The 24,923-nt window shown below is 56.4% G+C and carries 20 protein-coding genes; 11 read left to right on the forward strand and 9 right to left on the reverse strand.

The features are described from left to right. The first annotated feature begins 491 nt into the window (after window positions 1-491). Together AB8B33_RS28170 and AB8B33_RS28175 are read left to right on the forward strand one after the other, a co-directional pair. Window positions 492-1,691: an O-antigen ligase family protein gene (locus tag AB8B33_RS28170; RefSeq protein WP_439017893.1), complete on the forward strand. Its 1,200-nt coding sequence runs from the start codon at window positions 492-494 to the stop codon at window positions 1,689-1,691. Between the two features lie 620 nt (window positions 1,692-2,311). After that, complete coding sequence (locus AB8B33_RS28175) at window positions 2,312-3,643, forward strand: SGNH/GDSL hydrolase family protein (RefSeq protein WP_439017894.1); 1,332 nt, start codon at window positions 2,312-2,314, stop codon at window positions 3,641-3,643. A gap of 271 nt (window positions 3,644-3,914) precedes the next feature. Here the strand turns inward: AB8B33_RS28175 and AB8B33_RS28180 are convergent, their stop codons facing one another. The 3 genes from AB8B33_RS28180 to AB8B33_RS28190 form a co-directional block, all read right to left on the reverse strand. Beyond that, window positions 3,915-5,231, reverse strand: a complete 1,317-nt coding sequence (locus AB8B33_RS28180; RefSeq protein ID WP_439017895.1) for a UDP-glucose dehydrogenase family protein — start codon at window positions 5,229-5,231, stop codon at window positions 3,915-3,917. Between the two features lie 102 nt (window positions 5,232-5,333). Beyond that, window positions 5,334-6,761, reverse strand: a complete 1,428-nt coding sequence (locus AB8B33_RS28185; RefSeq protein ID WP_439017896.1) for a mannose-1-phosphate guanylyltransferase/mannose-6-phosphate isomerase — start codon at window positions 6,759-6,761, stop codon at window positions 5,334-5,336. A 43-nt stretch (window positions 6,762-6,804) separates the two neighbouring features. After that, window positions 6,805-8,229 (reverse strand): phosphomannomutase, encoded by a 1,425-nt coding sequence (locus tag AB8B33_RS28190; RefSeq protein ID WP_439017897.1) that lies wholly within the window; start codon window positions 8,227-8,229, stop codon window positions 6,805-6,807. 299 nt (window positions 8,230-8,528) lie between these two features. Here AB8B33_RS28190 and ung point away from each other — a divergent pair, with 299 nt between their 5' ends. The 3 genes from ung (at window position 8,529) to AB8B33_RS28205 (ending at window position 10,906) form a co-directional block, all read left to right on the forward strand. Next, on the forward strand, window positions 8,529-9,221 hold the full coding sequence (gene ung / locus AB8B33_RS28195) for a uracil-DNA glycosylase (RefSeq protein ID WP_439017898.1): 693 nt from the start codon (window positions 8,529-8,531) through the stop codon (window positions 9,219-9,221). Between the two features lie 129 nt (window positions 9,222-9,350). Further along, window positions 9,351-10,283 (forward strand): VOC family protein, encoded by a 933-nt coding sequence (locus tag AB8B33_RS28200; protein ID WP_439017899.1) that lies wholly within the window; start codon window positions 9,351-9,353, stop codon window positions 10,281-10,283. Window positions 10,284-10,297: 14 nt separating this feature from the next. Continuing rightward, on the forward strand, window positions 10,298-10,906 hold the full coding sequence (locus tag AB8B33_RS28205; RefSeq protein ID WP_439017900.1) for an alpha/beta hydrolase: 609 nt from the start codon (window positions 10,298-10,300) through the stop codon (window positions 10,904-10,906). Window positions 10,907-10,970: 64 nt separating this feature from the next. Here AB8B33_RS28205 and AB8B33_RS28210 read toward each other — a convergent pair whose 3' ends face one another. Next, window positions 10,971-13,244, reverse strand: coding sequence for a polysaccharide biosynthesis tyrosine autokinase (locus AB8B33_RS28210; RefSeq protein WP_439017901.1), 2,274 nt, complete (start codon window positions 13,242-13,244; stop codon window positions 10,971-10,973). Window positions 13,245-13,841: 597 nt separating this feature from the next. Between AB8B33_RS28210 and AB8B33_RS28215 the strand changes: the two genes are divergently transcribed. Then, window positions 13,842-14,675, forward strand: coding sequence for a metallophosphoesterase family protein (locus tag AB8B33_RS28215; RefSeq protein ID WP_439017902.1), 834 nt, complete (start codon window positions 13,842-13,844; stop codon window positions 14,673-14,675). A gap of 14 nt (window positions 14,676-14,689) precedes the next feature. Here the strand turns inward: AB8B33_RS28215 and AB8B33_RS28220 are convergent, their stop codons facing one another. The 4 genes from AB8B33_RS28220 to AB8B33_RS28235 all read right to left on the reverse strand — a co-directional run bounded on the left by AB8B33_RS28220 (window position 14,690) and on the right by AB8B33_RS28235 (window position 18,916). Continuing rightward, complete coding sequence (locus tag AB8B33_RS28220) at window positions 14,690-15,460, reverse strand: hypothetical protein (RefSeq protein ID WP_439017903.1); 771 nt, start codon at window positions 15,458-15,460, stop codon at window positions 14,690-14,692. A gap of 150 nt (window positions 15,461-15,610) precedes the next feature. Then, entirely contained in the window at window positions 15,611-16,291 is a 681-nt protein-coding gene (locus tag AB8B33_RS28225; RefSeq protein ID WP_439017904.1) for a hypothetical protein, read from the reverse strand. Between the two features lie 93 nt (window positions 16,292-16,384). Next, window positions 16,385-17,593, reverse strand: a complete 1,209-nt coding sequence (locus AB8B33_RS28230) for a polysaccharide biosynthesis/export family protein (protein ID WP_439017905.1) — start codon at window positions 17,591-17,593, stop codon at window positions 16,385-16,387. 255 nt (window positions 17,594-17,848) lie between these two features. Further along, on the reverse strand, window positions 17,849-18,916 hold the full coding sequence (locus AB8B33_RS28235) for an O-antigen ligase family protein (RefSeq protein WP_439017906.1): 1,068 nt from the start codon (window positions 18,914-18,916) through the stop codon (window positions 17,849-17,851). 7 nt (window positions 18,917-18,923) lie between these two features. On the opposite strand from AB8B33_RS28235, the gene AB8B33_RS28240 reads away from it, so the two are divergent. Together AB8B33_RS28240 and AB8B33_RS28245 are read left to right on the forward strand one after the other, a co-directional pair. Next, the gene (locus AB8B33_RS28240; protein WP_439017907.1) at window positions 18,924-19,127 is read left to right on the forward strand and encodes a hypothetical protein; all 204 of its coding nucleotides are present in this window, start codon (window positions 18,924-18,926) and stop codon (window positions 19,125-19,127) included. Between the two features lie 487 nt (window positions 19,128-19,614). Then, complete coding sequence (locus AB8B33_RS28245; RefSeq protein ID WP_439017908.1) at window positions 19,615-20,208, forward strand: transglutaminase-like cysteine peptidase; 594 nt, start codon at window positions 19,615-19,617, stop codon at window positions 20,206-20,208. Window positions 20,209-20,307: 99 nt separating this feature from the next. On the opposite strand, the gene AB8B33_RS28250 is transcribed toward AB8B33_RS28245, so the two are convergent. Then, window positions 20,308-21,354: a substrate-binding domain-containing protein gene (locus tag AB8B33_RS28250; protein ID WP_439017909.1), complete on the reverse strand. Its 1,047-nt coding sequence runs from the start codon at window positions 21,352-21,354 to the stop codon at window positions 20,308-20,310. 286 nt (window positions 21,355-21,640) lie between these two features. Here AB8B33_RS28250 and AB8B33_RS28255 point away from each other — a divergent pair, with 286 nt between their 5' ends. The 3 genes from AB8B33_RS28255 to AB8B33_RS28265 all read left to right on the forward strand — a co-directional run bounded on the left by AB8B33_RS28255 (window position 21,641) and on the right by AB8B33_RS28265 (window position 24,889). Beyond that, complete coding sequence (locus AB8B33_RS28255) at window positions 21,641-22,675, forward strand: Gfo/Idh/MocA family protein (protein WP_439017910.1); 1,035 nt, start codon at window positions 21,641-21,643, stop codon at window positions 22,673-22,675. Between the two features lie 12 nt (window positions 22,676-22,687). Then, complete coding sequence (locus AB8B33_RS28260; RefSeq protein WP_439017911.1) at window positions 22,688-23,590, forward strand: sugar phosphate isomerase/epimerase family protein; 903 nt, start codon at window positions 22,688-22,690, stop codon at window positions 23,588-23,590. 66 nt (window positions 23,591-23,656) lie between these two features. Next, window positions 23,657-24,889, forward strand: a complete 1,233-nt coding sequence (locus AB8B33_RS28265) for an ABC transporter substrate-binding protein (protein WP_439017912.1) — start codon at window positions 23,657-23,659, stop codon at window positions 24,887-24,889. Window positions 24,890-24,923: the final 34 nt, after the last annotated feature.

The raw sequence follows: 24,923 nt of genomic DNA on the forward strand, positions 1-24,923 counted from the left end.
GGGCATATCCCAGGGTATGCCCTTTTTATTGCGTTATGAGGTGTTTGTTGCCAGCGTTAGCGGTCTCTAGTTAGCGGCGACTACTTCAGCAGGTTTCGTCAGCGGCATGGGTCTGACACAAGATGTAGCAGCCCAACTACCCCGGCGGGAGCGTCTTCCAGCCATCACGCTGACATATATTTCTTGAATATTGCGCCAGCGCTCAGGCGCGGAACGCCCTGTTTCGAACTCTTGACGGCATAAGACAAACAATGGAGGATCATGGTAGATGCTAGCCAGAAGCGCCAGGAACGATCCACCAGATGTTTCGACTTCACTGCAGGATTTAGGGCGCCATCACGTCGGCATTCGCCAGACAGGAAGCGGGATCTTCCGGCACGCTAGATCCGGGTTGTTCAACGCCAGGTCGGAAACTGATTTTTCAGATTCATTGGGAAGGTTGTACGTGATTTTCGCTGAGATTAGGCTCGCGGTTAAAGTGGAAGCGGTGAATGGCGTTTAGAGCAATCTACATAGCGTCGTTGATATTGTTGGTTTTCAATATCGGTGGCGCGCTGCACTTTTCAGGTAGCAATGCAGTTGAAAAGACTTCCTTTTTGCTGGCCGCTTTCGCAATTCTTTTGCGAAAAGGGGCGGATAAGAGCATCCTATTCCTTCTTGTCGGGCAGATATTTCTTGTTTTTGTTCTTGCCGCCGCGACCCCTTATAAGGGTTTCAGCTGGTCGATCTTTTTTGCCTCGCTCAATCAGATTATAATTTTGTTTGCGCTATTGGCAGGCAGAACCGGATTTCGGGATCAACAAGCGATTTGGAAGGCGACCGCATATCTACCTCTCTTATGCGCGGTCTTGGGATTTGCCTATCATTTTACGGGCATGAAGCCGATGACCGCGATCGAGTTCGCGACAGGTCTTTCCCGGTATTTGGGCTCCTTGTCTGCGGCCGCCTTCACGTCGGCGTTGGGTATGTGCGGCGTATTTGCGGCGGTACAACTCGTGCTCGGGGGCCGGAAAGCTTACGCGATACTGGTTGTCGTCAATCTGCTGGTTCTGCTTGCAGCTGGTGGCAGAGCGACCTTGGCTGTCTGCGTCGTGGTGACAGGGGCTTCAGTTCTCATCCAGCGAGGAATCACAATTACGACCAAATTGTCATTGGTCGTTTTAGGCTCGGTAGGCGGGCTCGCTATATTGGCTATTTTCTGGAAGAGTTTCGCGACCCGACTTGCCCAAAGTGGCGACAACGGTCGATTTATCATGTGGGACTACCTGCGAACCGTCATTGCCGAATTTCCGTATACGGGCATTGGCTTCGGACATCAGTTTTTCATAACGCCACACGAAGTTGAGATCCTCACTGGTTCTGCCGCTGCTCATAATGATTACATTCGGCTGTCTGTCGAACTCGGCACTCCTGGCATGATCATCTTTTATGTGCTGCTCACTGCCGCAGTGCTCAAGGCAAGTTTCCGAGGCCGGCGACCGAATGTCGTTGCCATCTTGGCGTATGCAGGGTTCCTGTTTTTGTCCAACTCCGATAATGCTCTGTCATCGCCGCTGGAATTTCCTCTGATATTCTTGGCGTTACTTTCGCGGCATGAAAAACCTTATCCGCGAAAGCTCATCCAGACTCGAAGTTTGCCGCAAATGCGAAGAGGCAGTCGTCCGGCTGCGACGGTTTCGCAAGGGGGATGATCAAAGGAGCTCAGGCAATCTGCGGTCTGCTAGAGGCTGTTTTGCGATGGCTTGAAAGATGCCTGAGACCGATTGCTTGCTTCAGCCTGGAGCGTTAAGAGGCGACGGGGTTAGTCGTGACCCGCGGCGGCACTCTTATATGGAAATGCCTCTCATCTGGTCGATGACATTTTGCTTGGCGAGCAGCATGCGACCGTTGACACGACCACACGGAACGCAGTGTGGTTTATTCCTCCTCCCGATGTTCAAAGTTGGTTTAACGGCGAGAAATATCTGTCCTAGGCGTGAATGCAAACATCATCCTTCAGCACGGTGATTCGCGCCCGCATACTTGCACTTTCCTGGTAGCAAAGATTTTTTCGCCGGTCGTTTCAGAGAGATCCCGATCCTCGGTCATAGAAATGTCGAGCTTGCGGTGATCTCTCGTGCGTCGATCAGTTAAGGGTAAAAGGTGTTTTGCTGTGAATTTGCGATCATATCTTACGTCAATCACTCGCCGTCGCTTTTTGACTGGAACATTGGCCGCAACCGGTGCCGGTCTCGTTGGAAACTCTTATGCATTAGCCTCGTCCTCACCTCGTGCGTTACCGTCTCTGCCGCTCAAGACCGGCGCGAAGGTCATGGCAATAGGACATAGCTTCGTCGCCAACAGCGGCTATACCGTAATCTATCCTGGAAGCCCGACGCCGCGCATTGATACTGTCACCGCGAACTGGCTCGGAACCATCGGGCCGCTTCGCAACATAGATAACCGTTTCAACCTCGATTGCTGGTACGATCCAAAAGTTCCGACTGCGGCCCCCCCGACTGCAAGGCTCGCTGGGGCGATATCGGGCCGTGGCGGAGAGCACATGCCGCAGACTTTGGCGCGATTGCCGTGGTGCCTCGAGCGGAAGCCGGATATCGTTCTCCTGGATATTGCGACCAATGATATCGCAAGCGATAACCTCACCCTGGAAAAGGCAATCGAACGTTATGAGGCCTTGTTGAAACCTCTCCGGGATGCAGGGGTATGGGTTATCTGCCTGCTGCCCGTTGATAGAATAGGCAAGACGAAAGGGACTTGGACGGCAGACGACGCTCGGCACGTGCTTAACAAGGGCCTTACCGAATATCTGGTTTCGATTGGCAGCCGCGAAGGTATCAGGATCGTGGATGATCGTGACGTGCTGGCGAAGGCAATTCAGCAAGGTATCGCTATTACCGAAGACGGCGTTCACCTGAATACCGACGGACAGTGGCTGCGCTACTCTGTGCTCCTGCCGATATTGCGCGATATGGTGACGGAAGGCGACTTCTATAGCAGGGATGTGAAGTTGGCCAACCTGTCGCCGCTTGGCGATTTCTTGGGAGGTGCCGGAAAGCGGTCAGGTGTGACTGGCGTTGTCGCAGATGGCCTTGTGGCAAGACGCGGCAGCGGTCAGAATGACACGATCATGGGATCAAAGGAGCCTCTAGCTGACGGTATCGAGAGGCAGATATTCACGATCAACCCGGCAGCTAACGCCAACGACTCTCGAGTGTGTACGTTGACGCTGTCTTGGGCCGATATGGATCTTGAGAAACTCGGTCTCCATGAGGGGGATTGGGTTGAGGCGGGATTCGATTATGAGTTATCGTCGAGCAATAGCTGGCTCGGGCTGGAGTTTAGCCTTGAGGCGAATAGCCGCCCCGCGATATGCCGTTATTCAGCGGTTGGCGGTATGGTCGTGCGTCTCAACACCACGCAAGATGGACCGCGATTGACGACGCCATTGTCCGGGCGGGCAACCATACCGCGGTTTAAATTGCTTGGAACTGATGATGTTGCAGCTCCGGCGGATTATTTCCGAAGCTCGCTGCGGCCAATCCGCCTTCACTGGAACAAGAACGCGACAGAGACGCTTGTCGCGAAATTCTCTCCAATCATCATCCGCAAAAGCACAGATCCCCGCCCTGCCTGGAATCTGTGATCTTATCGGTCTTGCGGTATCACCTCATCTAAAGTTCGTCCTGAACAAGACCTTCTCGCACACTTCCAGGAGGCTGTTTGGTCGGGAACCCTTTGACGCCTTCAATCTCGGCCCACGCCACTTTAGCAGAATGCTTGTTTAGGTCACTGGAATTGGCTGCGACAATGGGGAAGTCGTTGTCGTGGCAAGCTTCGGGAACACAGTCGTTGCGGACGTCAGCGTCAATATGGAAGCCAGTAAAGCCGGCTTTTTCGAAAGGAAGTAGCGAATCTCACTTCTTTTCGGGTTTCTTGCCGACAGCAAAATAGCCGAAGCCATATTTGGTCACTTCGTTGACCGGATAAATGTTTCGGAGGTCAACGATAACCGGCTTTTTCATGATGGTCTTGAGGCGCTTGAGGTCGAGCGCGCGGAATTCGTCCCATTCGGTGACGATGACGATTGCATCGGCATCCGCGGCGATCTCGTATGGGTCGTTGCCGTAGGTGACCGGGCCGAGCATATCCTTTGCCGCGTCCATGCCCTCCGGATCATAGGCATGCACCGTTGCACCACCATCGAGCAGAGCCTGGATGATCGTGAGCGACGGCGCATCGCGCATGTCGTCAGTGTTCGGTTTGAAGGTGAGGCCGAGGACCGCAATCTTCTTGCCACGCACGTCGCCATCGCAGGCGGCGATGACCTTGCGGCCCATCGCGCGCTTGCGATTGTCGTTGATCGCAACGGTCGTCTCGATCAGGCGAACCGGACTGTCGAAGTCCTGCGCGGTCTTGACGAGAGCGAGCGTATCCTTGGGGAAGCATGAGCCGCCGTAGCCGGGTCCTGCATGCAGAAACTTGTCGCCGATACGCTTGTCCATGCCGATACCTTTGGCAACCTTCTGGATGTCGGCGCCAATCTTCTCGGAGAGGTCGGCAATCTCATTGATGAAGGTGATCTTCATCGCCAGGAAGGCGTTGGCGGCGTATTTGATGAGTTCGGAAGTGCGGCGTTCGCAGAAATAAAGCGGCGCTTCATTGAGGTAAAGCGGGCGGTAGACCTCGCGCATGACCTCGATGGCACGCGCATCCTCAGTGCCGATCACGATACGATCGGGGCGCTTGAAATCGGTAATAGCTGCGCCCTCGCGCAGGAATTCAGGATTGGAGACGACGGAAATATCCTTTTCCGGAAACTCATCTCGGAAGATCCGTTCGATTTCGTCCCCGGTACCGACCGGCACGGTGGATTTTGTCACGACCACCGTGAAGCCCCTGACGGCGGCAGCGATCTCTCGCGCCGCTGCATAGACATAGCTCAGGTCTGCATGGCCGTCTCCGCGGCGGGACGGCGTGCCGACGGCAATGAAGACTACGTCGGCTTCGCCAACGGAAGGGGCTAGATTCTTCGAGAAATCGAGGCGGCCGGCGCTGCGATTCTGCTGGATAATGGCTTCGAGACCGGGCTCGTAGATCGGCACTTCGCCCGCTTCAAGAGCGTTTATCTTGGCTTCAGATTTGTCAACGCAGGTTACATGGTGGCCGAAATCTGCAAAGCAGGCACCCGAGACGAGGCCAACATAACCCGAACCAATCATCACAATGCGCATGGCGTAACCTTCGTTCAACAAAAAGTGGTCCGACCATCAAGGCGGACCACTATCCGTTACAGGGGCGGGGAACCAAGTTCAAGACCGCCAAAAAGCTTAGGTTCAGGTTCTGCCGAACTCGTCGACGATACGGATGATATCGTCTTCGCCGAGATAAGAGCCCGTCTGAACTTCGATGAGCTCCAGCAGAATCTTGCCGGGATTTGCGAGGCGATGGACCTCACCGAGCGGAATATAGACCGACTCGTTTTCGCGCAGCATCTGCACATTGTCCCCGATCGTAACTTCGGCCGTTCCCTTCACCACTATCCAGTGCTCGGAGCGATGATGGTGCTTCTGCAGCGACAGTTTCTTGCCGGGCGTTACGAAGATACGCTTCACCTGGAACCGATCGCCATTGAAGATCGAGGTGTAGCCGCCCCACGGACGATAGGATGTGGGATGCGTCTCAGTCAGCTTCGACGTCTTCTTCTGGCCCGCAAGCAGCTTGACGAGCTTGCCGACTTCCTGGCTCTCCTTCAATGGTCCGACATAAACAGCATCTTCGCTGGCGATGACGGCGACATCGTCCATGCCCTGGACGGCGAGGTGAACGCCATGGGTCATGACGAGCGAGTTGCGGGTGTTGACAACAGTCGTGTTGGCGGCCGCGATGTTACCGTTTTCATCCTGAACGCCAGTTTTCCATACCGCATCCCAGCTGCCCATGTCCGACCACCTGAAGGCGGAGGGCACGACCACCGCCTTGGACGTCTTTTCCATAACTGCGTAATCGATGGAGATGTCGGGGCTCTTTGCGAAGTGTTCGGCATCGAGACGCGTGAAATCGAGATCACGTGTCGCTTTGGATAGCGCCTTGTCGGCTGCCTTCAGCACATCAGGTGCATATTCCTGCATTTCGGAAAGCAGTTCGGCGACCGGGAACATGAAGATGCCAGAGTTCCAGTAAAAGCCACCGGCGGCCAGCATTTGCTCGGCCTTCTCGCGTGCCGGCTTTTCGACGAAGCGCTTGACCTCGTGCGCGCCGCTGGGAAGCTGCTTGCCGATCTCAATGTAACCATAACCGGTCGCCGGCTCCGTGGGCGTGATGCCGAAAGTGACGAGCTTGCCCTTGAGAGCCGCATCCCGCGCCGTGCGGATGGCGTCGAAATAGGCTTGGTCCGCCAGGATTTCATGATCGGACGCCAGCATCTGGATGATGGCTTCCTTGCCGAAATGCTCGGAGGCCAGGCTTGCAGCCGCTGCCACTGCAGCAGCAGTGTTGCGGGCAACCGGCTCCAGCAAGACTGCGGCAAGCGGAATATCGAGTTCGCGGGCCTGTTCCGCAACGAGGAAGCGAAAGTCCTCATTCGTCACGACGACAGGGGCTTCGTAAAGCGCCGGATCGGAAACGCGGACCAGGGTTTCCTGAAACAGCGTCTTGTCCCCGACAAATTGGATGAACTGTTTCGGCGCGGTTGCGCGCGAGAGGGGCCAAAGGCGCGTGCCCTTGCCGCCAGCCATGATCACGGGGACGATTTTCTGTGTCATTGGATACTCTTCCTTGAAATGAACGGCCAGGTTTGTCGCATGCTTACCGGGCTTCTGCCCAGCGCTTAATTCGGGTCAATCCCGCATTCAAAAGTTCTAAGGCGGCTGCCTCTCCTTCGGCTTCCACGTAGCAACGCATTTCTGGCGCGTTGCCCGACGGACGAAAATGAATGATGCGGCCATCACGCAATGTCACGCGCAAGCCGTCAATATCGCTTTTCGAACCGACCTCGCCAATGGGCTGCAGGAATTCTGCGAGATTAGCGTCGGATCCACGCAGGTAGCCCATCAAGGCTGCGCTGGTTTCGACCGGGAAATTCTCAAGACGGTCGGCCGCCGCAAAGGGCAGTTTATATGAGGCCGCAACGATCGAAAGCGGTTCCTTGCGGATTGCGGCGAGCGAAAGCGTTGCCAGCATCGGCAAGAAGCAATCGCGCGTGGGCAATGCTCGCACGCTGTGGCCGTTGATATCGAAGGGTGTTGCCGTCAAGAGCCCACCATTCGCCTCGAAGCCCATCACGAGATCCTTGCCCGCGGCAACGGCCTCTTCCATGCCGGCGATAACGAAGGGAGAGCCGACACGGGTGCGAACGACTCTGAAAGATCCTGCCGCTTCGATTCCGGAATTGGAGGTGACCGGCGTGACGACGGTACCGGCGCCGAGGAAATTGGCAGATATCAATCCCAGAAGGTCTCCGCGCAATGGCGTCCCGGTTTCGTCGGCAACCAGCGGACGGTCGCCATCGCCATCGGTGGAAACAATCGCATCAAGGCCATGTGCGGAGGCCCAGCTCTTCAGAAGGGCGATCGTCTCTTCGGAAACGGCTTCGGTGTCGACGGGAATGAAGGTTTCGGACCGACCAAGGGCGATGATTTCGGCGCCATAATGGGCAAGAATATCGACCATCAGGTCACGGGCGACCGTGCTGTGCTGATAGATGCCAATCTTCATACCTAGAAATGCGCTTGCCGGCAGGAGAGCCGCATTGCGCTCGAAGAAGAGCTGCAGACACGGCGCAGAGTGATCTTCCACTGCAGCCGGCGCGCTCACCACAGCCTCACCGGAGGCTTCGATTTCGGCGGCAAATCGGGTAATTGCTGCTTCGTCCGTTTTGTCGATCTCGCCGTCGGGACGGTAGAATTTGATGCCGTTGCGGTCCGCCGGGATATGCGAACCCGTTATCATCAGGCAAGCGGCCTTTCTTTCTAGGCCGTAAAGCGCAAGCGCCGGTGTCGGGACGGTGCCGCAGTCGAGAACTTTGAAGCCGAGGCTTGCAAGTGCGCCGGCGCAGTTACCGGCAATCTCCGGGCTGGACTCCCGGAAATCACGGCCAATCAGGATGACATCGCCCTTTGCGGCTTTGTTGCTCTGCAGCAAATATTTGCCGAAAGCCATGGCATAAAGCGCCGATGCGCGTCCCGTGAGATCCACCGAGAGACCACGAAGGCCGCTTGTCCCAAACTTCATACGAAACACCCTCGCGCTGTGAACAACCGATTTCTACTGTGCTGATTTGCTTGGGTAAACAGCAAAATTAGGGCATAGTTAAAACGGCAGACGGCATAGAAAAGTATTGCCATCATTTGCGTATCGTTACCAGCACTTTTGGTAATGGTAGAGAATTTCCAATTTATGACAGCTGGAGCACTCTTCGCATCTGCGAGATGGCAAGGCATAGCGTCGCAGCCGTCGCGTATTGTGGCTCTGCGTAATTTTGCTAGAACGGTTTTCGTACATAGGCCGCATCGGTCCGGGAGGTTTGCGTCGTGAACGACACGTCAGTCACTCTTGAAGAGAGTTGGAAAGCGGCACTCGCCGGCGAGTTTGCAAGTCCCTACATGCAGCAGCTCAAGATCTTTCTCGTGGAGCAGAAGCAACTTGGCCGACGGATTTTCCCGAAGGGCGGGGAGTATTTTCGCGCCCTGGATCTGACGCCGCTTGCGAAAGTTAAAGTCGTGATTCTCGGGCAGGATCCCTATCACGGTATCGGCCAGGCTCACGGGCTCTGCTTCAGCGTGCGCCCCGGCGTGCGTATTCCGCCGTCGCTCGTCAACATCTACAAGGAGATGGAGACGGATCTTGGAATTTCGCCGGCACGGCACGGCTTCCTGGAACATTGGGCACAACAGGGCGTACTTCTCCTCAACAGTGTGCTGACGGTGGAGGAATCTCAGGCTGCCTCGCATCAGGGCAAGGGCTGGGAGTGCTTCACCGATGCCGTGATCCGCAAAGTGAACGACGAATGCGAAGCCGTCGTTTTCATGCTCTGGGGCTCCTATGCTCAAAAGAAGGCGGCCTTTGTCGACGCAAGGCGGCATATGGTGCTGAAGGCGCCACATCCGTCGCCGCTTTCGGCCCATAACGGTTTTTTCGGATCCCGGCATTTCTCCAAGGCGAATGCGTTTCTGCAGTCGCATGGCCGTGAACCTATTGATTGGCAGCTTCCCGTCAATCCTTGAACGCTGTCGCATTGTCGTTCACAAAATGGAGACGATGCGTGTCAGCTTGCCGGACTATCAGAACCGGCTCGAAAAGCTCATCTATGACCCATCGAAAGCCCGCCTGTTGCGGGCAGAAAGAGGTCTCAAATGCTCGATCAAATCAAGGGTCTGCACCACGTCACATCGATGGCGGAGGACGCCCGGACCAACAACCAGTTCTTCACCAATGCGCTGGGCCTGCGCCGCGTCAAGAAGACCGTCAATTTCGACGCTCCTGACGTCTACCACCTCTATTACGGTGACGAAACCGGTTCCCCGGGTACGATCATGACCTACTTCCCATTCCCGAAGATGGCGCAGGGGCGTCCGGGCACCGGTGAAGTCGGCACCACGGTCTACTCGGTTCCACAGGGCTCGCTTGGCTTCTGGAGTGATCGCCTGACGAAGCTCAATGTCACCGGCCTGAAGACGGAAGAATCGTTTGGTGAAAAGCGCCTGAATTTTGCCGGTCCCGATGGCGACGGCTTTGCGCTCGTCGAGGTCAAGGACGATACCCGCGCTCCCTGGACGCATGGCGGTGTCAGCGAGGATCATGCCATCCGGGGTTTTCACTCCGTTGCCATGCGGCTGAGAGATGATGGCGCTACGGCCGAACTTCTGAAGTTCATGGGTTATGAGGTTCAGGAAGAACATGACGGCGTCAAGCGTCTCATCATTCCAGGCGGCAATGGCGCGCATCTCGTCGATCTCGAAACCATGCCTAACATTGCCCGTGCGCTCCCAGGCGCAGGTTCCGTCCACCATGTCGCTTTCGCCGTTGAAAACCGCGAAAAACAGCTCGAGGTGCGCAAAGCGCTGATGGACACTGGCTATCAGGTCACTCCGGTTATCGACCGAGATTACTTCTGGGCGATTTACTTCCGCACACCGGGCGGCGTGTTGTTCGAGATCGCCACCAACGAGCCCGGCTTCGACCACGATGAGGATACGGCTCACCTCGGCGAAGCACTTAAGCTGCCGCAGCAGCATGCCCATCTGCGTGCCCTCATCGAGCAGCATCTGCAGCCGCTCGAAGCCTAAGCGGAGGTAGGACGATGACGGACAATGGCTATGTGCACCGGCTGCATGCCGGTGCACCCGGAAAGCCCATCCTTTTCGTGCTTCACGGGACGGGTGGTGACGAGAACCAGTTCTTCGATTTCGGCAGGCGATTGCTACCGGAAGCGACGATCGTTTCGCCGCGCGGCGATGTTTCCGAATATGGGGCGGCGCGCTTTTTCAAGCGAACCGGCGAAGGGGTCTATGACATGGCTGACCTTGCTCGGGCGACGGACAAGATGAGTGGTTATGTCCAGGATCTGGCGTCGGCACATGGCGCCTCCAAAATTCTCGGGCTGGGATTTTCGAACGGCGCCAACATTCTGGCGAACGTGCTTATCGAGAAGGGGCTGTTCGACGCGGCAGCTCTGCTCCATCCGCTCATCCCTTTCCGGCCTCGCGCGAATCCCGATCTTGGCGGCCGCAGGATATTGATTACCGCAGGCCAGCGCGATCCGATCTCGCCAGCCGCGTTGACCGAAGCGCTTTCCGCCTATTTCGAGGACCTGAAGGCACAGGTGCAGACGGAGTGGCACTCGGGAGGTCATGACATCCGGCCGAACGAGATCGAGGCTATCGGCAGGTTCTTTTCGGAATTGGCGTGACCAAAAATATTATGCGGCGAAATTCGCCGCATAATTCATTTCAGATCCTGTTCGAAAAGCACTCTTACGCTTCGTGATAATAGGCGGAGTAGCGATTGTAATAGTACTCGCCGGAACCATAGGAGCGATAAAGCTTCAGCTTTTCCGTATCGACCTTGTTCAGCACGACGCCGATGCACTTCTGCATGAGCTCGGGCTGAACCGCGAAGGTCGTGCGAACGACGCGCCGCGATGTCCGGCCCCACTCGATGACGGCCAGCGAAGCATCGAGCATCGGGCTGATCGCGCGGGCATCGACGACCGGGCCAAGCGGAGGCAGGTCGAGAACGATATAGTCGAAGTGCGCCTTCAACTCATCCAGCATGTTGACCATGATGGACGAGGAAAGCAGGTCAGAGGAGTGCGGCACACGGCGCTTGACGACCGCTGGCAGGAAGGCGAGCTTGGTCTTGCTGTCGAGCAGCAGCACGTCCTTCAGCGGCCTGCCTTCCAGCAATGCTTCCAGAATGCCCTGTTCCGCATGGCGGCCGATGGCGCGCGTCGCACCCGGGTTGCGAAGGTCGGCGTCGATCAGCAGCGTGCGTGAGCCCTGCATTGCAAGGAGTTGCGCAAGGTTGATGGCGATGGTCGACTTGCCTTCGCCCGGAAGGCAGGAGACGACGCCGATGACCTTGCTGCGTGAGCTTGGATTTTCCATGTCGACGGCGATCTTCGCGCTGCGCATCGTTTCGGCGAAGGCCGACAGCGGATGATTGACGACGTAATTGGTGATCCCGTTGCCGGTTTGCAGCCCGCGGGTCGACTCCAGCTCGCTGGCGCCGTTAGCGGCCTCCTTTGCGTCCACAGCAGGTACATGGCCGATATACTCCAGCGACAGGACCTCACGAACCTGTTCACCCGTGCGGAAGAAGCGGTCGCGGAATTCGCGGTAGGCTCCGATGCCGCCGCCGAAGAGCGAGCCAAGTACCAGCGCAAGAGCAAGCACCAGGGGCTTTTTCGGTGCGCTGGCGGATGTCGGTACCTGCGGTCTGGTAATAATGCGCGCTTCCGTGATTGGGAAGGACTGCTGTTGGGTTGCCTCTTGGTAGCGGGCGAGGAAGGTTTGATAAAGATTCCGATAAGTATCGGCGGTGCGTTCGAGTTCACGCAACTGAACTTGCGTTTCGCCCGCGGCGGCCGTCACGCTGGTCGCTTGTGTAACGTTGTCCTGAAGCGACTTTTCACGTGTTTGCGCAACCTGAAGTTCGCTTTGATAGCTTTCCGCGATTCGATTTAGTTCTTCGAACATCAACCGTTGATATTCGGCCATTTCGCTTCGCAAACGGACTGCTTGAACGTGATCTGGTCCCAGGCGGGCAGATATGTCCGCCTCGACCTTCGATGCCTCGAGATACTTTTTACGCAGATCGTTGGAAATCGAGTTATCAAGGACGTCGGTTACGATTGCATCCGTACGCTTGTTGTCGATGATTGATTTAACCCGGTCATATTTTGCTTGCGCCTTTGCCGTTTCGGCTTGTGCGGAGATAAGTTGGGTCGTCAATTCCGAAAGCTGTTGGTCGCTGAGAAGCTGGTATTGGCCGCCAGTGTTGAACAAGCCGTTTGCGGTACGGAATTTCTGGACCGCAAGATCGGACTCGAGTGCCTTTTGTCGCAGTTCGTCTATGCGTTCCTGAAGCCAATCACTCGCGCGTCGTGTCGCTTCGTATTTCGAGTTCAGCTTATCCACGAGGTAGGCATCAGCAATTGAGCCTGCAATCTTGGCCGCTAAATCTGGGGAGGTCGAGGTGTAACTTACCGAAAGAGCATAGGTGCGACCGATACGTTCGACATCCATATTGTCAGTGAGCTTTTGAGCCGCGTCACGCCGTTTGGATTCGACGTCATCGGCGTCGGCGTCATCGCTTGCAAACCAGGTGCGGAACTTAAGCAGCGAACGAAGCATGCTGATCGGCGAGTTATCCGGCGAGGAAAATTCCGGGTTATCCAACAGCTTCAACTTGTCGATAACTGCCGAGCTGATTGTGTCGGAGTTGAAAAGCTCGACTTCGCTCAATACCGATGAGTCGTCCTCTACAGGAACTCCGGCGTTGGAGAGTTGGCTTAGGAGTTCGCTGTTGCCTCGATCGATGAGCACGCTTGTTGAGGCAGTATACTTTGGAACTGCGGTAACAATGTAGATAATTCCCAATACGAGAAATAGAAACGCGGAGAGTGCAACCGGACGCCATTGGCGTGCCGCAATCGCAATCAACTTTTCAACATCGATAGTGCCTCGCGATTCAGAGTGCTCCCACTCGTCGTTCGCATGTTCCGTGACCTTATCTGGTGAAAGCAATCCGAGGCCTCCGTTGAGTTGAGTCATATCGGTAAAAGGTCTGTAGGTGCGCGTAATCAAATGCTTCCAGGAAGCCAATTGAAAGTGGGCGCACGCTACATGAAGGAGTAGCGTCAATCAATGTTTAAGCTCAAGCCGAGACAAAGCGCCCCGGCTTCAATGCCGTCAATTCGCATCAGGCCGCATTGACAACGTGTTTGCGCGGCGGTGATTTCTAGTGACTATCTTAGCATCCGGCAACGCCGCTGTGACACCCCAACTTGTCTGAATTTTATGAGAGGAATTTAGCTTTTTCTCACTGTCTGCATGTAGACTAGGCATGTATTGATGGATGGGTGATCGATTCCGTTCTCAGTGGAAGCCTGTAGTCCGTAGTCATTGTTAAGCCAATCTGGAGATATGTCGAGGTCGTGCGCAGGATAATGGTGGATATCGATAGTGTTAGGCTGGCGCATATTGTTGTTATCTCTCTTCCAAGGTGGCGAATCTATTTTAACTATTCGTTAACCTGCGTCTACCATCTGCGGAAGTTGTGAGGCTGTTTTATGCACGCAGTAAGCTCCAACTACGGTACGGGGTCTCGAGGATCAAAATAGAATGTCGAATTCCCACGTGAAGCGCCATCAAAGCTTTATAAAGCCGACTTTATTTGGGGTGTTTCAGAAGCTCATTGGTAAAGGCAGGGCCCTGCCGGCGGTCCGCGAGCAAACTCGGCAAAGGCTCCATTTTGATCCGGCTGACTTCTCTGTTATCTACGCTATTGGTGACGTGCATGGCTGCCACAGCAAGCTTCTTGAAGCAAAGCAGAAGATATTCGACGATTTTTCGAGATATACGGGCACCGCACTAATAGTAATGCTTGGGGATTACGTAGACCGCGGCGTCTCTTCTAAAGATGTTATCGAGCACCTTAGCAGGCCAACCCCAGCCAATATTAAGCAAGTCGCGTTATGCGGTAATCACGACGACGCGTTTCTGCGATTGCTTGAGGAGCCGAATCTGCTTCCGAGCTGGTATCGCTTCGCTGGCTCGGAAACGCTGAAATCATACGGGATCGACGTCGCCTATTTGCTGAAGCATGGCGACAATGGGGCGGTCGAGCGTGCAATCAACGATGCCGTACCAGCTCACCACAGAAAATTATTGGCTGAAATGCCGTCAATGCTCACTGTGGGAGATATCGTTTTCGTGCATGCCGGGATCCGGCCGGGTATTGCTCTGCCTGAGCAACGAGACCGTGATCTATTCTGGATTCGCGAACCCTTTCTGACGCGAGGCCCCGAGCTGCCTTTGCTTGTGGTGCATGGTCATACGCCTGTTGCTCAACCGTTTTTTGGTAATGGGCGCATCGCCATCGATACCGGCGCGTTCGCCACGGGTAGGTTGACTGTGTTGCGCATCGTGAACCGTCAAGCGGTCTTGCTGAACTGAAGTGGCGGTTTGCCTCAGGGCAGTTTGTCAGGATTGAAGCCGAACCAGGTGAGTGAGCCCTTCTTGTTGGCTGGCAATTGTGTGGCGGCCTGCTTCACATAGGGCAGCAGGGCAGCGCTGATTCTGGTTAATGCCGGCGCGACTTTCCGTGAATCTCCAAGCTTCAGGAGAAGGCGGACATCGCTTTCGACCGTCGTTCGCGCATTTTCAAGCGTTGCTACGTTCAGATGGTTCCAGAAATAGACGCGGGCGAGAAGGGCGAGTTCGTCAGCGGGGGCAAGCCGGGCTGACATCGTCATCAGCCGGGCAATCGATTTTGGTTCTTGCGCAATTACGGCACGAACGATCGCAAGCCTGAGCCAGAGATTACTGTCGGTCGGCATGCAGGAGACGGCATGGCGCATGTAACGCTCGGCGTCGTCTCCAGCCTTGGCCCAGGCCTCGTAGCCCGTGATCTCGTTGGCCGTGTCCAGCCTGTTCAGCACGAGTGTCGTGCCTGCCATGACGATATCCGAGCGGCAATAGTCGCCGGAGACGATCGTGTCGGTGTTGGCTGCCGTCCTGGCGACCGTTTCAGGGCTGATCTGTCCGGATTGTTCAAGTCTCTCCGCAACGAGAAAGATATCAGCAAAGCGCGCTGACTGCCTGATATCGGTAACGGCGAAGGCCAGTAATGCAATGACCGTCAGACTAAAAAGGACAGATAGGGGAGAGGGAAGTGACAGCGCAACCGGGGCCGTGGTCCTTCGTCGCGTTTGTCCGCTTGCCTTGGCGCTCTGAGACATGTCCTACCGGTCCGACCTGCTGCAGGAACGATCGGCTCCACTGCCGGCAACGGCTCGCGCGAGATAGGAGCTTTTCTTTAAATGTTGAAGGGAGAAGAAGGGAGGCCGAACGGCCTCTCCTGATAGCATTACGTGAATTTTGCAAGCGGACTAGATGCTGCCGCTGACAGAATTGTTGATGATAATCGTAAAATTGCCGCCGCCTGAAGCGCCCGTCTGGAGCGAACCCACGCCTGAAGCATTCGTCTGGAGCGAACCTCCGCCCTGTGTGGCGCCGCCGGCATCCGCGCCACCAGCCGGTCCACCCAAACCTGATGCACCAGGACCGCTGATATCACCGCCACCTGCAGGGCCTACGCCCGCGCCGCCGAGTGCTGCAACAGCGGTCTGGTTGGTCAGCGAAGCTTCAAATGCTGTGCGGAAGCTACCGAGCGCCGGGTTGCTGACGATTGCTGCTGCGACAGCTGCCGCAATCTCGTCGGCGAGATCAGAGTGCTGCGGACGGCAAACGTTGACGGCGCGCCCAAGGCCGGCGCCGATAGCTGCTCTTTGAGCATCCGTTGTTGCTGGGTTGGCTGCCAGCGTCAGCAGCGTTGCCGTGACGTTCGTTTCGGTTGCTGCAAGATCGCGAACCGAGCCAGTGAGCACGCTGTCGGACGGATTGCCCGTGAGAATGCTTGCCGGCGTCGCGTTAAAGGCGCCCATCTGCGAGCCGCTTGCCGCGCCCGGACCCGAAAAGCAGTTGCCTGCAAAGGACGAGGTCGCAAAGCAAAGGGCGCCGAATGCGAAGACAGCCGTACCTTTTAATATATTCTTCCCTGCTTTTACCATTCCCAGCCTCCAAAGATAACGGAGCTTATAACATAAACTCCGATGAGCACCAGTCCGTTCAATGTCAGGTGCTCGAAGTATCGTTTAATATATTTAATTTCCAAGATCCTGGACTGCGTCGCGGGTATCGAGGGCATCGTTAGAAACGCCTCTGACCGTAGATGTAACCGAGTTCAGAATGTCGAGGAACTTCACGAGCTCAACAGTGTGTGCGTTGGAGATATACATGACGTCCTTGTCCGTCATGCGGAACTCCTGAACTGCGAAAAGGGTCGCCGGATCGCGCAGGTTCGCCCGGAAGATGACCGGCACCTGGTCGCTCTTAAAGCGGCTGGTGTCGATATTCAGGCGTTGAAGAGTGCTGCGGTCGACCTTTCGATAGACCACGACTTCGCGCGGATCTGCACGCGAATCGAGGAGACCGCCAGCCTTCGCCATGGCTTCGCCAAGGGTCAGGTTCGAATCCTCGAAGTCGATGCGGTTGTTGATGCCGGATGCGCCAAGTGCGATGAAGGTTCGGCGCTCATGCTCGACCGAAACAGTGTCGCCCGGCGCGAGGTAGATGTTTTCGGATGGGTTCTTCAGCAGTGTTTCGTAAGCGATGGTTGCCGTTTTACCGCGACGCTGCAGCGTGACGTTGGTCTCGATATTGGGAGTCGTGAGGCCGCCTGCCTCGGAGATCGCGTCAAGGATACGATCACCGGCCGGCGAAAGAACGATCTTTTGTGGATCATTGACGTCGCCGACGACGGCTACCTCCGAAGAGCGGCTGGTGGTGGTCGTAAGAACGACCTGAGGCTCGATCGCGCGGCTCGCCAGCTTGTCTTCGATGTCCTGCTCGATTTCTTCCTTCATGCGACCGGCAGCGGGAACGCGGCCTGCGTAGGGAATGCTGATCGTGCCAGCCTTGTCGATCGTCTGCTGCGGCAGGGTGATGTAGTTGCCGGGGCGGCTGCCCGCGTCGGATGGGATGAAAAGACCGCCCGACTGAGCTTCGAAAATTGAAACCTGCACGACGTCGCCGAAGCCGAGCGGGATGTCCGGAGCCCCCCCGCGACCGCCGCCGAATCCAGTCCGCAGAGAGCTCGACGGGATCTTATCGAAATAGGGCAGAATCCCCTTGTTAAGATCGATCAGAACGTAGTCAATTCCAACCTTTCGCTCTGGTGTCGTGACCTTAATTGCTGCAGCGCGGTCGATATCCGTATGGTCCGGACCGGACCTAGGGAGAGAAGTGCAGCTGGAAAGCACGATCAGCATCGATACAATGATGCCGCCGCGTCGAGTTACAGGAATGCCCATCATGACCCTACTTGGTAATAGCACTAAAACTGTCTAGCCCGCTCACAACTTCAATGACAAGTAAATATCCGACTCTGTCAGATACTGCATACCTAACAGAAGGTTATTGTGGCAATAGCGCAACATGGATTGTCCCATTTATGGTAAATTAGAGAGGGTTGATACGTTAAGATTCTGTGGTAATTCGCATGCAACCCAAACGAATATTCTGATGTTCTTTAGTGGCGATTTTATGGGCAGCCAGCCTTCAAATCGTCATATTTCAAGGATCTCCGCTGAATGCTCGATTCTTAAGCCGGATGGAAGATCTTTCTTGTTATCGCCGACCCTTTCTTCGCGCCCGCAGCAAATGGAGATAACTGTCGCAAGAAATGCCATGAAAAAAATGGCAAAACCGGGTATTTGAATCGAGAAATCGACGGCGGAATGAGCCGCCGTCAACAAGGTGCCAGCGCAACCCAAAATTGAATAATGTCTCAGCCGACGACGAGCCTGATAGCCACTCCAGAAGGCCCGCATGAGCACGAAAAAGATCAGGCAGGTGACGAGCGGGAATATTATTCCGAGAGTCAGAAAGCCTTCGAGATAGGAGCTATGAGCCCTGTCCACGATGCCGCCAATTCCGCAATCGGGTGTCCGGTAGGCCGAAAAGACGGTGCGGAACGTGCCGAAGCCCGTTCCCTGAAACCAATTCTGTGAGAGGGCATGCATCGTATCGGACCAGACGCAGAAGCGATCGTCATCAGTGCCTCGCTGGTCTGCACGCAGGATGGCTCTTCCGCCGAAAATAGCGGCGAAAACGAGAATAAGGGCGATCGCACTGGCTGCCGTTAACCAATTTCGGGTCACAGAGCTGCCCGCTTGAGGAAGCAGCCTGGAGCGTCTGCTCTTCCACTGGCGGGCGAGATAGGGGAGGTAGAAGATCGAGCCAAGGCCTGTTGTAAACAGTCCGGCACGAGACTGGGTAAGCATCAGCGCGGTCAGGCAGGAGAGGCTGAGGCCAGCAAAAAGCCAGAAACCGAGGCCCTCCTTGAAACTGCCGGATGGCGCGGATGAAAAGCCGAAATAGGCGCGGCCATTTTCCGAAGCAAATGTTGCAAGTATCAGAAAACTCAGCCCCAGGAAGGTCGCTGCCGTGTTGCGGTTGACGAAGACTGCAGTGAGGCTGTCGAGATAATAGCGCTTGCTTTCAGTCAGCAACATCTTCGGAAATAGCAGGAACTGGCCAAGCCCGAAGAGCGAGATCAAACCTGCGCCAACAGCAAGCACCATCAGGATACGGCGCGCCCGCTTGTCCGTATCTGCAACGATGAGGCCGGTCAAAAACGTCATGACAGGCAGCGCTAAGTACAGGAGCGAAGTGAGTGTGTCGGCTGGCGCGACTGATATAGTGTCTCTCGATGCGCCGGCGAGCGCGTTTACATCCTTCCAGATCGGATTGATGAGGGATGGCCACGGGATACGCACGGTCTGCATGACGATCCAGACCGAGGTAACGATGAAGAGAAGCAGCGCCCATACGAAGACCCAGTGAGCACGCCGGGGCTCACCGAAAAGCAGGAGTGCCCCAAGGCTCAGCGCGAACATGCAGATCGCGACGGCCGCGAAAGGCGTTGCATCGACCAGACCGAACGGAATGACAGCAGCCAGCACCACCGTGCTGTAGAGGCCGGCAAGTATGGTCTTCAATCTATCCGTCACAGCCGCGGCCAAACTTTGAAAGGTCGGCCGCCCCTCCGGCGCCGCTGTGCTTGTCTCTGCAAGAATTCCGCGACTTTTGCAACCCTGCGCCATTCTGGTTCGACAATCGCCCCAGAATTGGTGGGGGCCCATTCGATCGCCTCCAAAAAACGCACTTCGTTAAAATTGTTGGGAACGATTTAAAAGGATCGAGAATGCTCCCTCCGTATGTTCCCCGTCATTGGCTGGAGCTGAATAGAACTTCGACCAAGGATCAAAAGCCGGATTTCAACCGGCATGAACATTTGACCGCGTTGCGGTCGTCGAAACGGGGTACGAAAATGTTTAAGCACGCACTGATTACGGCGGTGACGCTTGCATCTCTGTTTGCGGTTCAGACCGCGCAGGCGGCCGGTCCAGGCGGTATTGCCCGCGGATTGAAGACAGCGCCGGCATTCAGTTATATTTCTGAAAAGCGCCGAACTACGGCACCTTTCGCGCATGTGATGTTCTGCGCGCAAAATCCCAACGAGTGCGCGGCACGCGGCGGAGCTTCGGAGGTTTCGCTGAGCGCGTTCGCAAGCAAGCAGCTTCGATCGGTCAATGCCTCGGTCAACCGCTCGATCCGCCCGGTCAATGACCGCTCTGATCAGGGCGATGTCTGGCAGGTGAATGTGAAATCCGGTGACTGCGAGGATTTCGCGCTGACGAAGCGTGATCATCTCATCGCCATGGGGTGGTCGCCGAAGGCGCTGCGTATCGCCGTCACCAAGACGCCCTATGGCGAAGGCCACGCCGTTCTCGTCGTCAAGACCGATCAAGGCGATCTGGTGCTCGACAACCGCTCAAACGCGATCAAGGGCTGGAAGGATACGGATCTTCGCTGGCTGATGATCCAGTCGGGCGACAACCCGCGGGTATGGTACGAACTTTGATTGAAATCTGCCGTGGCGGACGAAACCGGCGGCATAAGTGGTTTTGAGCGGAGTCGTTCGTCTCTTCTCGAGGACATGGATAGAGTGACGCACATTGCGTCACATTTCAGGTTCTCTGAAAAAAGCATCACTTTCCCCAGGCACAAGCTCCAGCGGCCAAATCCGGTTGCGCGCACCACTGCGGTGGATCTCCGAATAGGCAGGCATGCTGGAAAGCAAGGTTTCGGCGAGCGCTGCACCAAGGTCGCGTAGCGACATGCGAAAGCAGGTGAGCGTCGGCTGCAGGAACTTGGCGCGAGGTTCCTCGCGAAAGCCGATGACGGCGAGATCGCGGCCCGGAACGATGCCGGCTTCGACCAGGCGACGGTAGAGGCCGATCGCCATCAGTTCGTAGATCAGGATGATCGCCGTCGGTCTGTCTTCTATCAGCAGCAACTCGTCGCCAGCCTGGTAGCCGCCCTGTTCGCTTGATTTTACGCGGATCACAAGCTCCGGATCATATTCGATCCCATGCTTTTCCAGAGCTTTTCGATAGGCCTCCACGAAGACATAGCCGAGATTGATTTCGCCTGACGGTGCGGCAATCGCGATGCGGCGATGCCCCTTGGCGACGAGTCGATCGACAGCGCAGGTCGCGACACCTTCGAAATCGAGGTCAATCCAGGTGAAGTTACCGCCGCCGGAAGAGCTGCGACCGAGTGCGACGAAGGGAATCTTCGCTTTGATGAGCAGATCGATACGTTTGTCGATGCGTTGAGTTGCAGAGATAATCATGGCATCGACGACACGGCGCGCCACCATGCGCTTCAGATATTCGTAGGGGTCTTCGTCGCTGGGGCAGGGGAGCATGACGAGATCGAGCTTATGTCGCGAGAGCACGCTCTGCAGCCCGCCGGTGACGCCGAGGAAGAAGTTGTCGCTGTTTTCGACCGTCTCCTTGCTGGATTCAATCATCAGGCCGATGACGTTGGTCGTTCCCTGACGAAGGCTGCGGCCGGATTGATTGGCGACATAACCGAATTCTTCGGCGGCAGCCAGCACCCGCTTGCGTGTCTCCTCGTTGACATCGGCCTTGCCGTTCAGCGCACGCGAAACCGTCCCGATCGATATATCGAGATGTTCTGCGAGCTGGCGGATACCTTTCATCTGAGCGATCTTTCTTTCGATGCGATCATCTCCTCTTATTGCCATGGGAAAACGTTTACGGAAAGCAGTTGCCATGAAGGCGGAATATATTTTTGCACGCTCTGAAAAAAAATCTTGTTGCTGCATTGCCGAAGGTTTTGCCTAAGCGCCCGTTCGCATTGTGATTTTTCGCAGCATTTTGTCGAAATGCACTGGCATTGACAGCAGTAAACGTTTCCGCTTAGTATCGTAAACGTTTACGGAAGGCGTTTCGGGAGGAATCTGAAGCGCACCGCTGGAGGAAATCGTGAAATTGAATGCCGTTCTGTGCGGGTGCGGAGCTATGTCTAAAGGCTGGCTGCGTGCTATCAAGGAAACGCCTGATCTTGCCGAGGCAATCGAGGTCGTCGGCCTGGTCGACGTCAATCCCGCTGCTGCCGAGAAACTTGCCGAGGAATTCGGCTTGAGCGCGGCTCGCATCGGCACTGATCTCGCTGCCGTCATCGCCGAAACCAAGGCGGATATCGTCTTGGACGTCGTTATCCCGACCGCACGTTTTGATGTCGTGTCAACGGCCATGAAGGCCGGCTGCCACGTGCTGAGCGAAAAGCCGATGGCGACTTCGCTTGCCGAAGGCGCCGCACTCATCGATCTCGCCGCCGAAACTGGCAAGATCCATGCGATCATTCAGAACCGTCGCTTCATTTCCGGTGTGCGCCGCCTGCGTCGCTTCGTCGAAAGCGGTGCGATCGGCGAACTGACCGGTATTCATTGTGACTTCTTCATCGCTCCGCATTTTGGCGGCTTCCGTGAAGAGATGGATAATGTCCTGCTGCTCGACATGGCTATCCACACTTTCGACGCCGCCCGCTACGTGGCCGGCAAGAAGCCGCTCGCCGTCTATTGCGTCGAGCGCAATCCGAAGGGTTCCTGGTATCGCCACGGCGCCTCTGCCAATGCAACTTTCGAATTTTCCGACGATGTCGTCTTCACCTATCGCGGCTCCTGGTGTGCCGAAGGCGAGCGCACGAGCTGGGAAAGCCAATGGCGGATCGTCGGCACAAAGGGCATGCTGACCTGGGACGGTGAGGATGGCTTCAAGGCCGCCGTTTCGGGTAACGAGCCCGGTCTGCTTCATGGTTTTTCATCCGTCGAGGTTCCCGCACCCGAGCGTGCTGAAGAAACCCACGGTCATGCCAGCGTAATCGCAAGCTTCGTTGAGGCGATCCGCACCGGCAAACGGCCGGAGACGGCCAGTTCCGACAATATCAGAAGCCTCGCCATGGTCTTCGGTGCGATCGAGAGCGCCAAGACCGGGCGTCGCGTTGAAATTTCAGCATAAGGATTAGATGACGTGAGCAACCCCGCCAAAGCCATTCGCATCGGCACCATGGTCAGCGCCTCCAAGGGCGGCGCCGACAAGCGCATTGCCCAGATCGCCGATATGGGTTTCGAAAGCTTCGAGCCCTTCTTCTGGCAGACCACCAACGGCCAGGATCTTGCCGAACTCGGTAAGCGCAGCGTGGAGGCGATCGGCGATCGCGACATCACGATTTCAACACTCGGCATGTTCGGCAATCCACTCGAGGAGACCGAGATGGACCTGCAGACGCTGCAGGGCTGGAAGGACTGCATCGACAACGCTCATCACTTCGGCGCCACTTGCGTTGCCGGCTTCACCGGTCGCATCCGGGGCAAGCCGCTGACTGAGAGCCTGCCGCGTTACAAGCAGGTCTGGAGCGAACTCGCCAAGCGTGCCGCCGACAAGGGGATCAGGATCGCCTTCGAAAATTGCGCCATGGATGGCAACTGGGCGACCGGCGACTGGAACATTGCCCATAATCCCGATGCCTGGGAACTGATCTTCAACGCGACGCCCGACGACAATATCGGCCTGGAATGGGAGCCGTGCCATCAGATGGTCTATCTGATCGAGCCGTTGCCGCAGATCCGCAAATGGGCCAGCAAGATCTTCCACGTCCACGGCAAGGATGCGACCATCCGCTGGGATGTGATCAAGGAACACGGCATCTTCGGCAAGGAAAAGTTCGTCTTCATGCGCACGCCGGGTTTCGGCGACAGCAACTGGACCGACATCATCTCCGAACTGCGGCTTGCCGGCTGGTCCGGCTCCATCGATATCGAAGGCTGGCACGATCCAGTCTATCGTGACGCCCTGGAAATGACCGGGCAGGTCTATGCGCTGAACCATCTGAAACATGCCCGGGGCGGCGATTTCGTCGTCGATCCGGTATGAGTGAATATGGTCGGCGTGGAGGAAATCGCCGGCTATTTTAATGGATAACCACAAAGGAGGAGAACCATGGCTATCCGAAAATCAGTAATTCTGGGCGCGCTGGCGCTCGCCGGCGTCTCGCTCTTCGGCCTGTCTGCCAAGGCGGAAGACGTCAAGCTGACGCTCTGGTCGCTGGACAAGGACACCCAACCGGCGCCGAACCTGGTCAAGGAATTCAACGACCAGCATAACGGCATCACCATCGAATATCGCCTGATCCAGTTCGATGACGTCGTCACCGAAGCGATGCGCGCCTATGCCACCGGCCAGGCGCCCGATATCATCGCCGTCGACAATCCCGAGCACGCGCTGTTTTCATCGCGCGGCGCCTTTCTTGATCTCACCGACATGATCAAGAGCTCGAAGGTCATCAAGCCCGAAAACTACTTCCCCGGACCACTGAAGTCGGTAGAGTGGGACGGCAAATATTTCGGTGTGCCGAAGGCGACGAACACGATCGCCCTCTACTACAACAAGGACATGTTCAAGGCGAAGGGCCTCGATCCGAACAAGCCGCCGCAGACCTGGGACGAACTTGTCGAGGATGCTCGCAAGCTGACCGACCCGGCCAAGAACGTCTATGGTCTCGCCTTCTCGGCCAAGGCCAACGAGGAGGGTACCTTCCAGTTCCTCCCCTGGGCCCAGATGGGCGGCGGCAGCTACGAGCACATCAATGCTGACGGCGCGGTGAAGGCGCTCGAAGTCTGGAAGACGATCATGGGCGAGAAGCTCGCCTCGCCTGATACGCTGACCCGCGGCCAGTGGGATTCGACCGGCACGTTCAATTCCGGCAATGCCGCCATGGTGATCTCCGGTCCCTGGGAGCTGGACCGCATGGTTCAGGAAGCCAAGTTCGATTGGGGCGTAACGCTGCTGCCGGTTCCGAAGGAAGGTGCAGATCGCTCTTCGGCAATGGGCGACTTCAACTGGGCGATCTTCTCGACCAGCAAGCATCCGGCTGAAGCCTTCAAGGCGCTCGAATATTTCGCCTCGCAGGACGACAAGATGTTCAAGAACTTCGGCCAGCTGCCGGCCCGTTCCGACATCTCCATCCCGGAAACCGGCCAGCCGCTGAAGGATGCTGCCCTCAAGGTCTTCCTCGAGCAGCTGAAATACGCCAAGCCCCGCGGTCCGCATCCGCAGTGGCCGAAGATCTCCAAGGCGATCCAGGACGCCATCCAGGCTGCACTCACCGGCCAGATGAGCCCGAAGGACGCGCTTGATCAGGCTGCCGACAAGATCAAGGCAGTGCTCGGCTAATATCCGCATCACCGGATGGCCACCGGCCATCCCA

It is taken from the genome of Rhizobium sp. 768_B6_N1_8 (genome assembly GCF_051811225.1).
Taxonomy (GTDB): Bacteria; Pseudomonadota; Alphaproteobacteria; order Rhizobiales; family Rhizobiaceae; genus Rhizobium.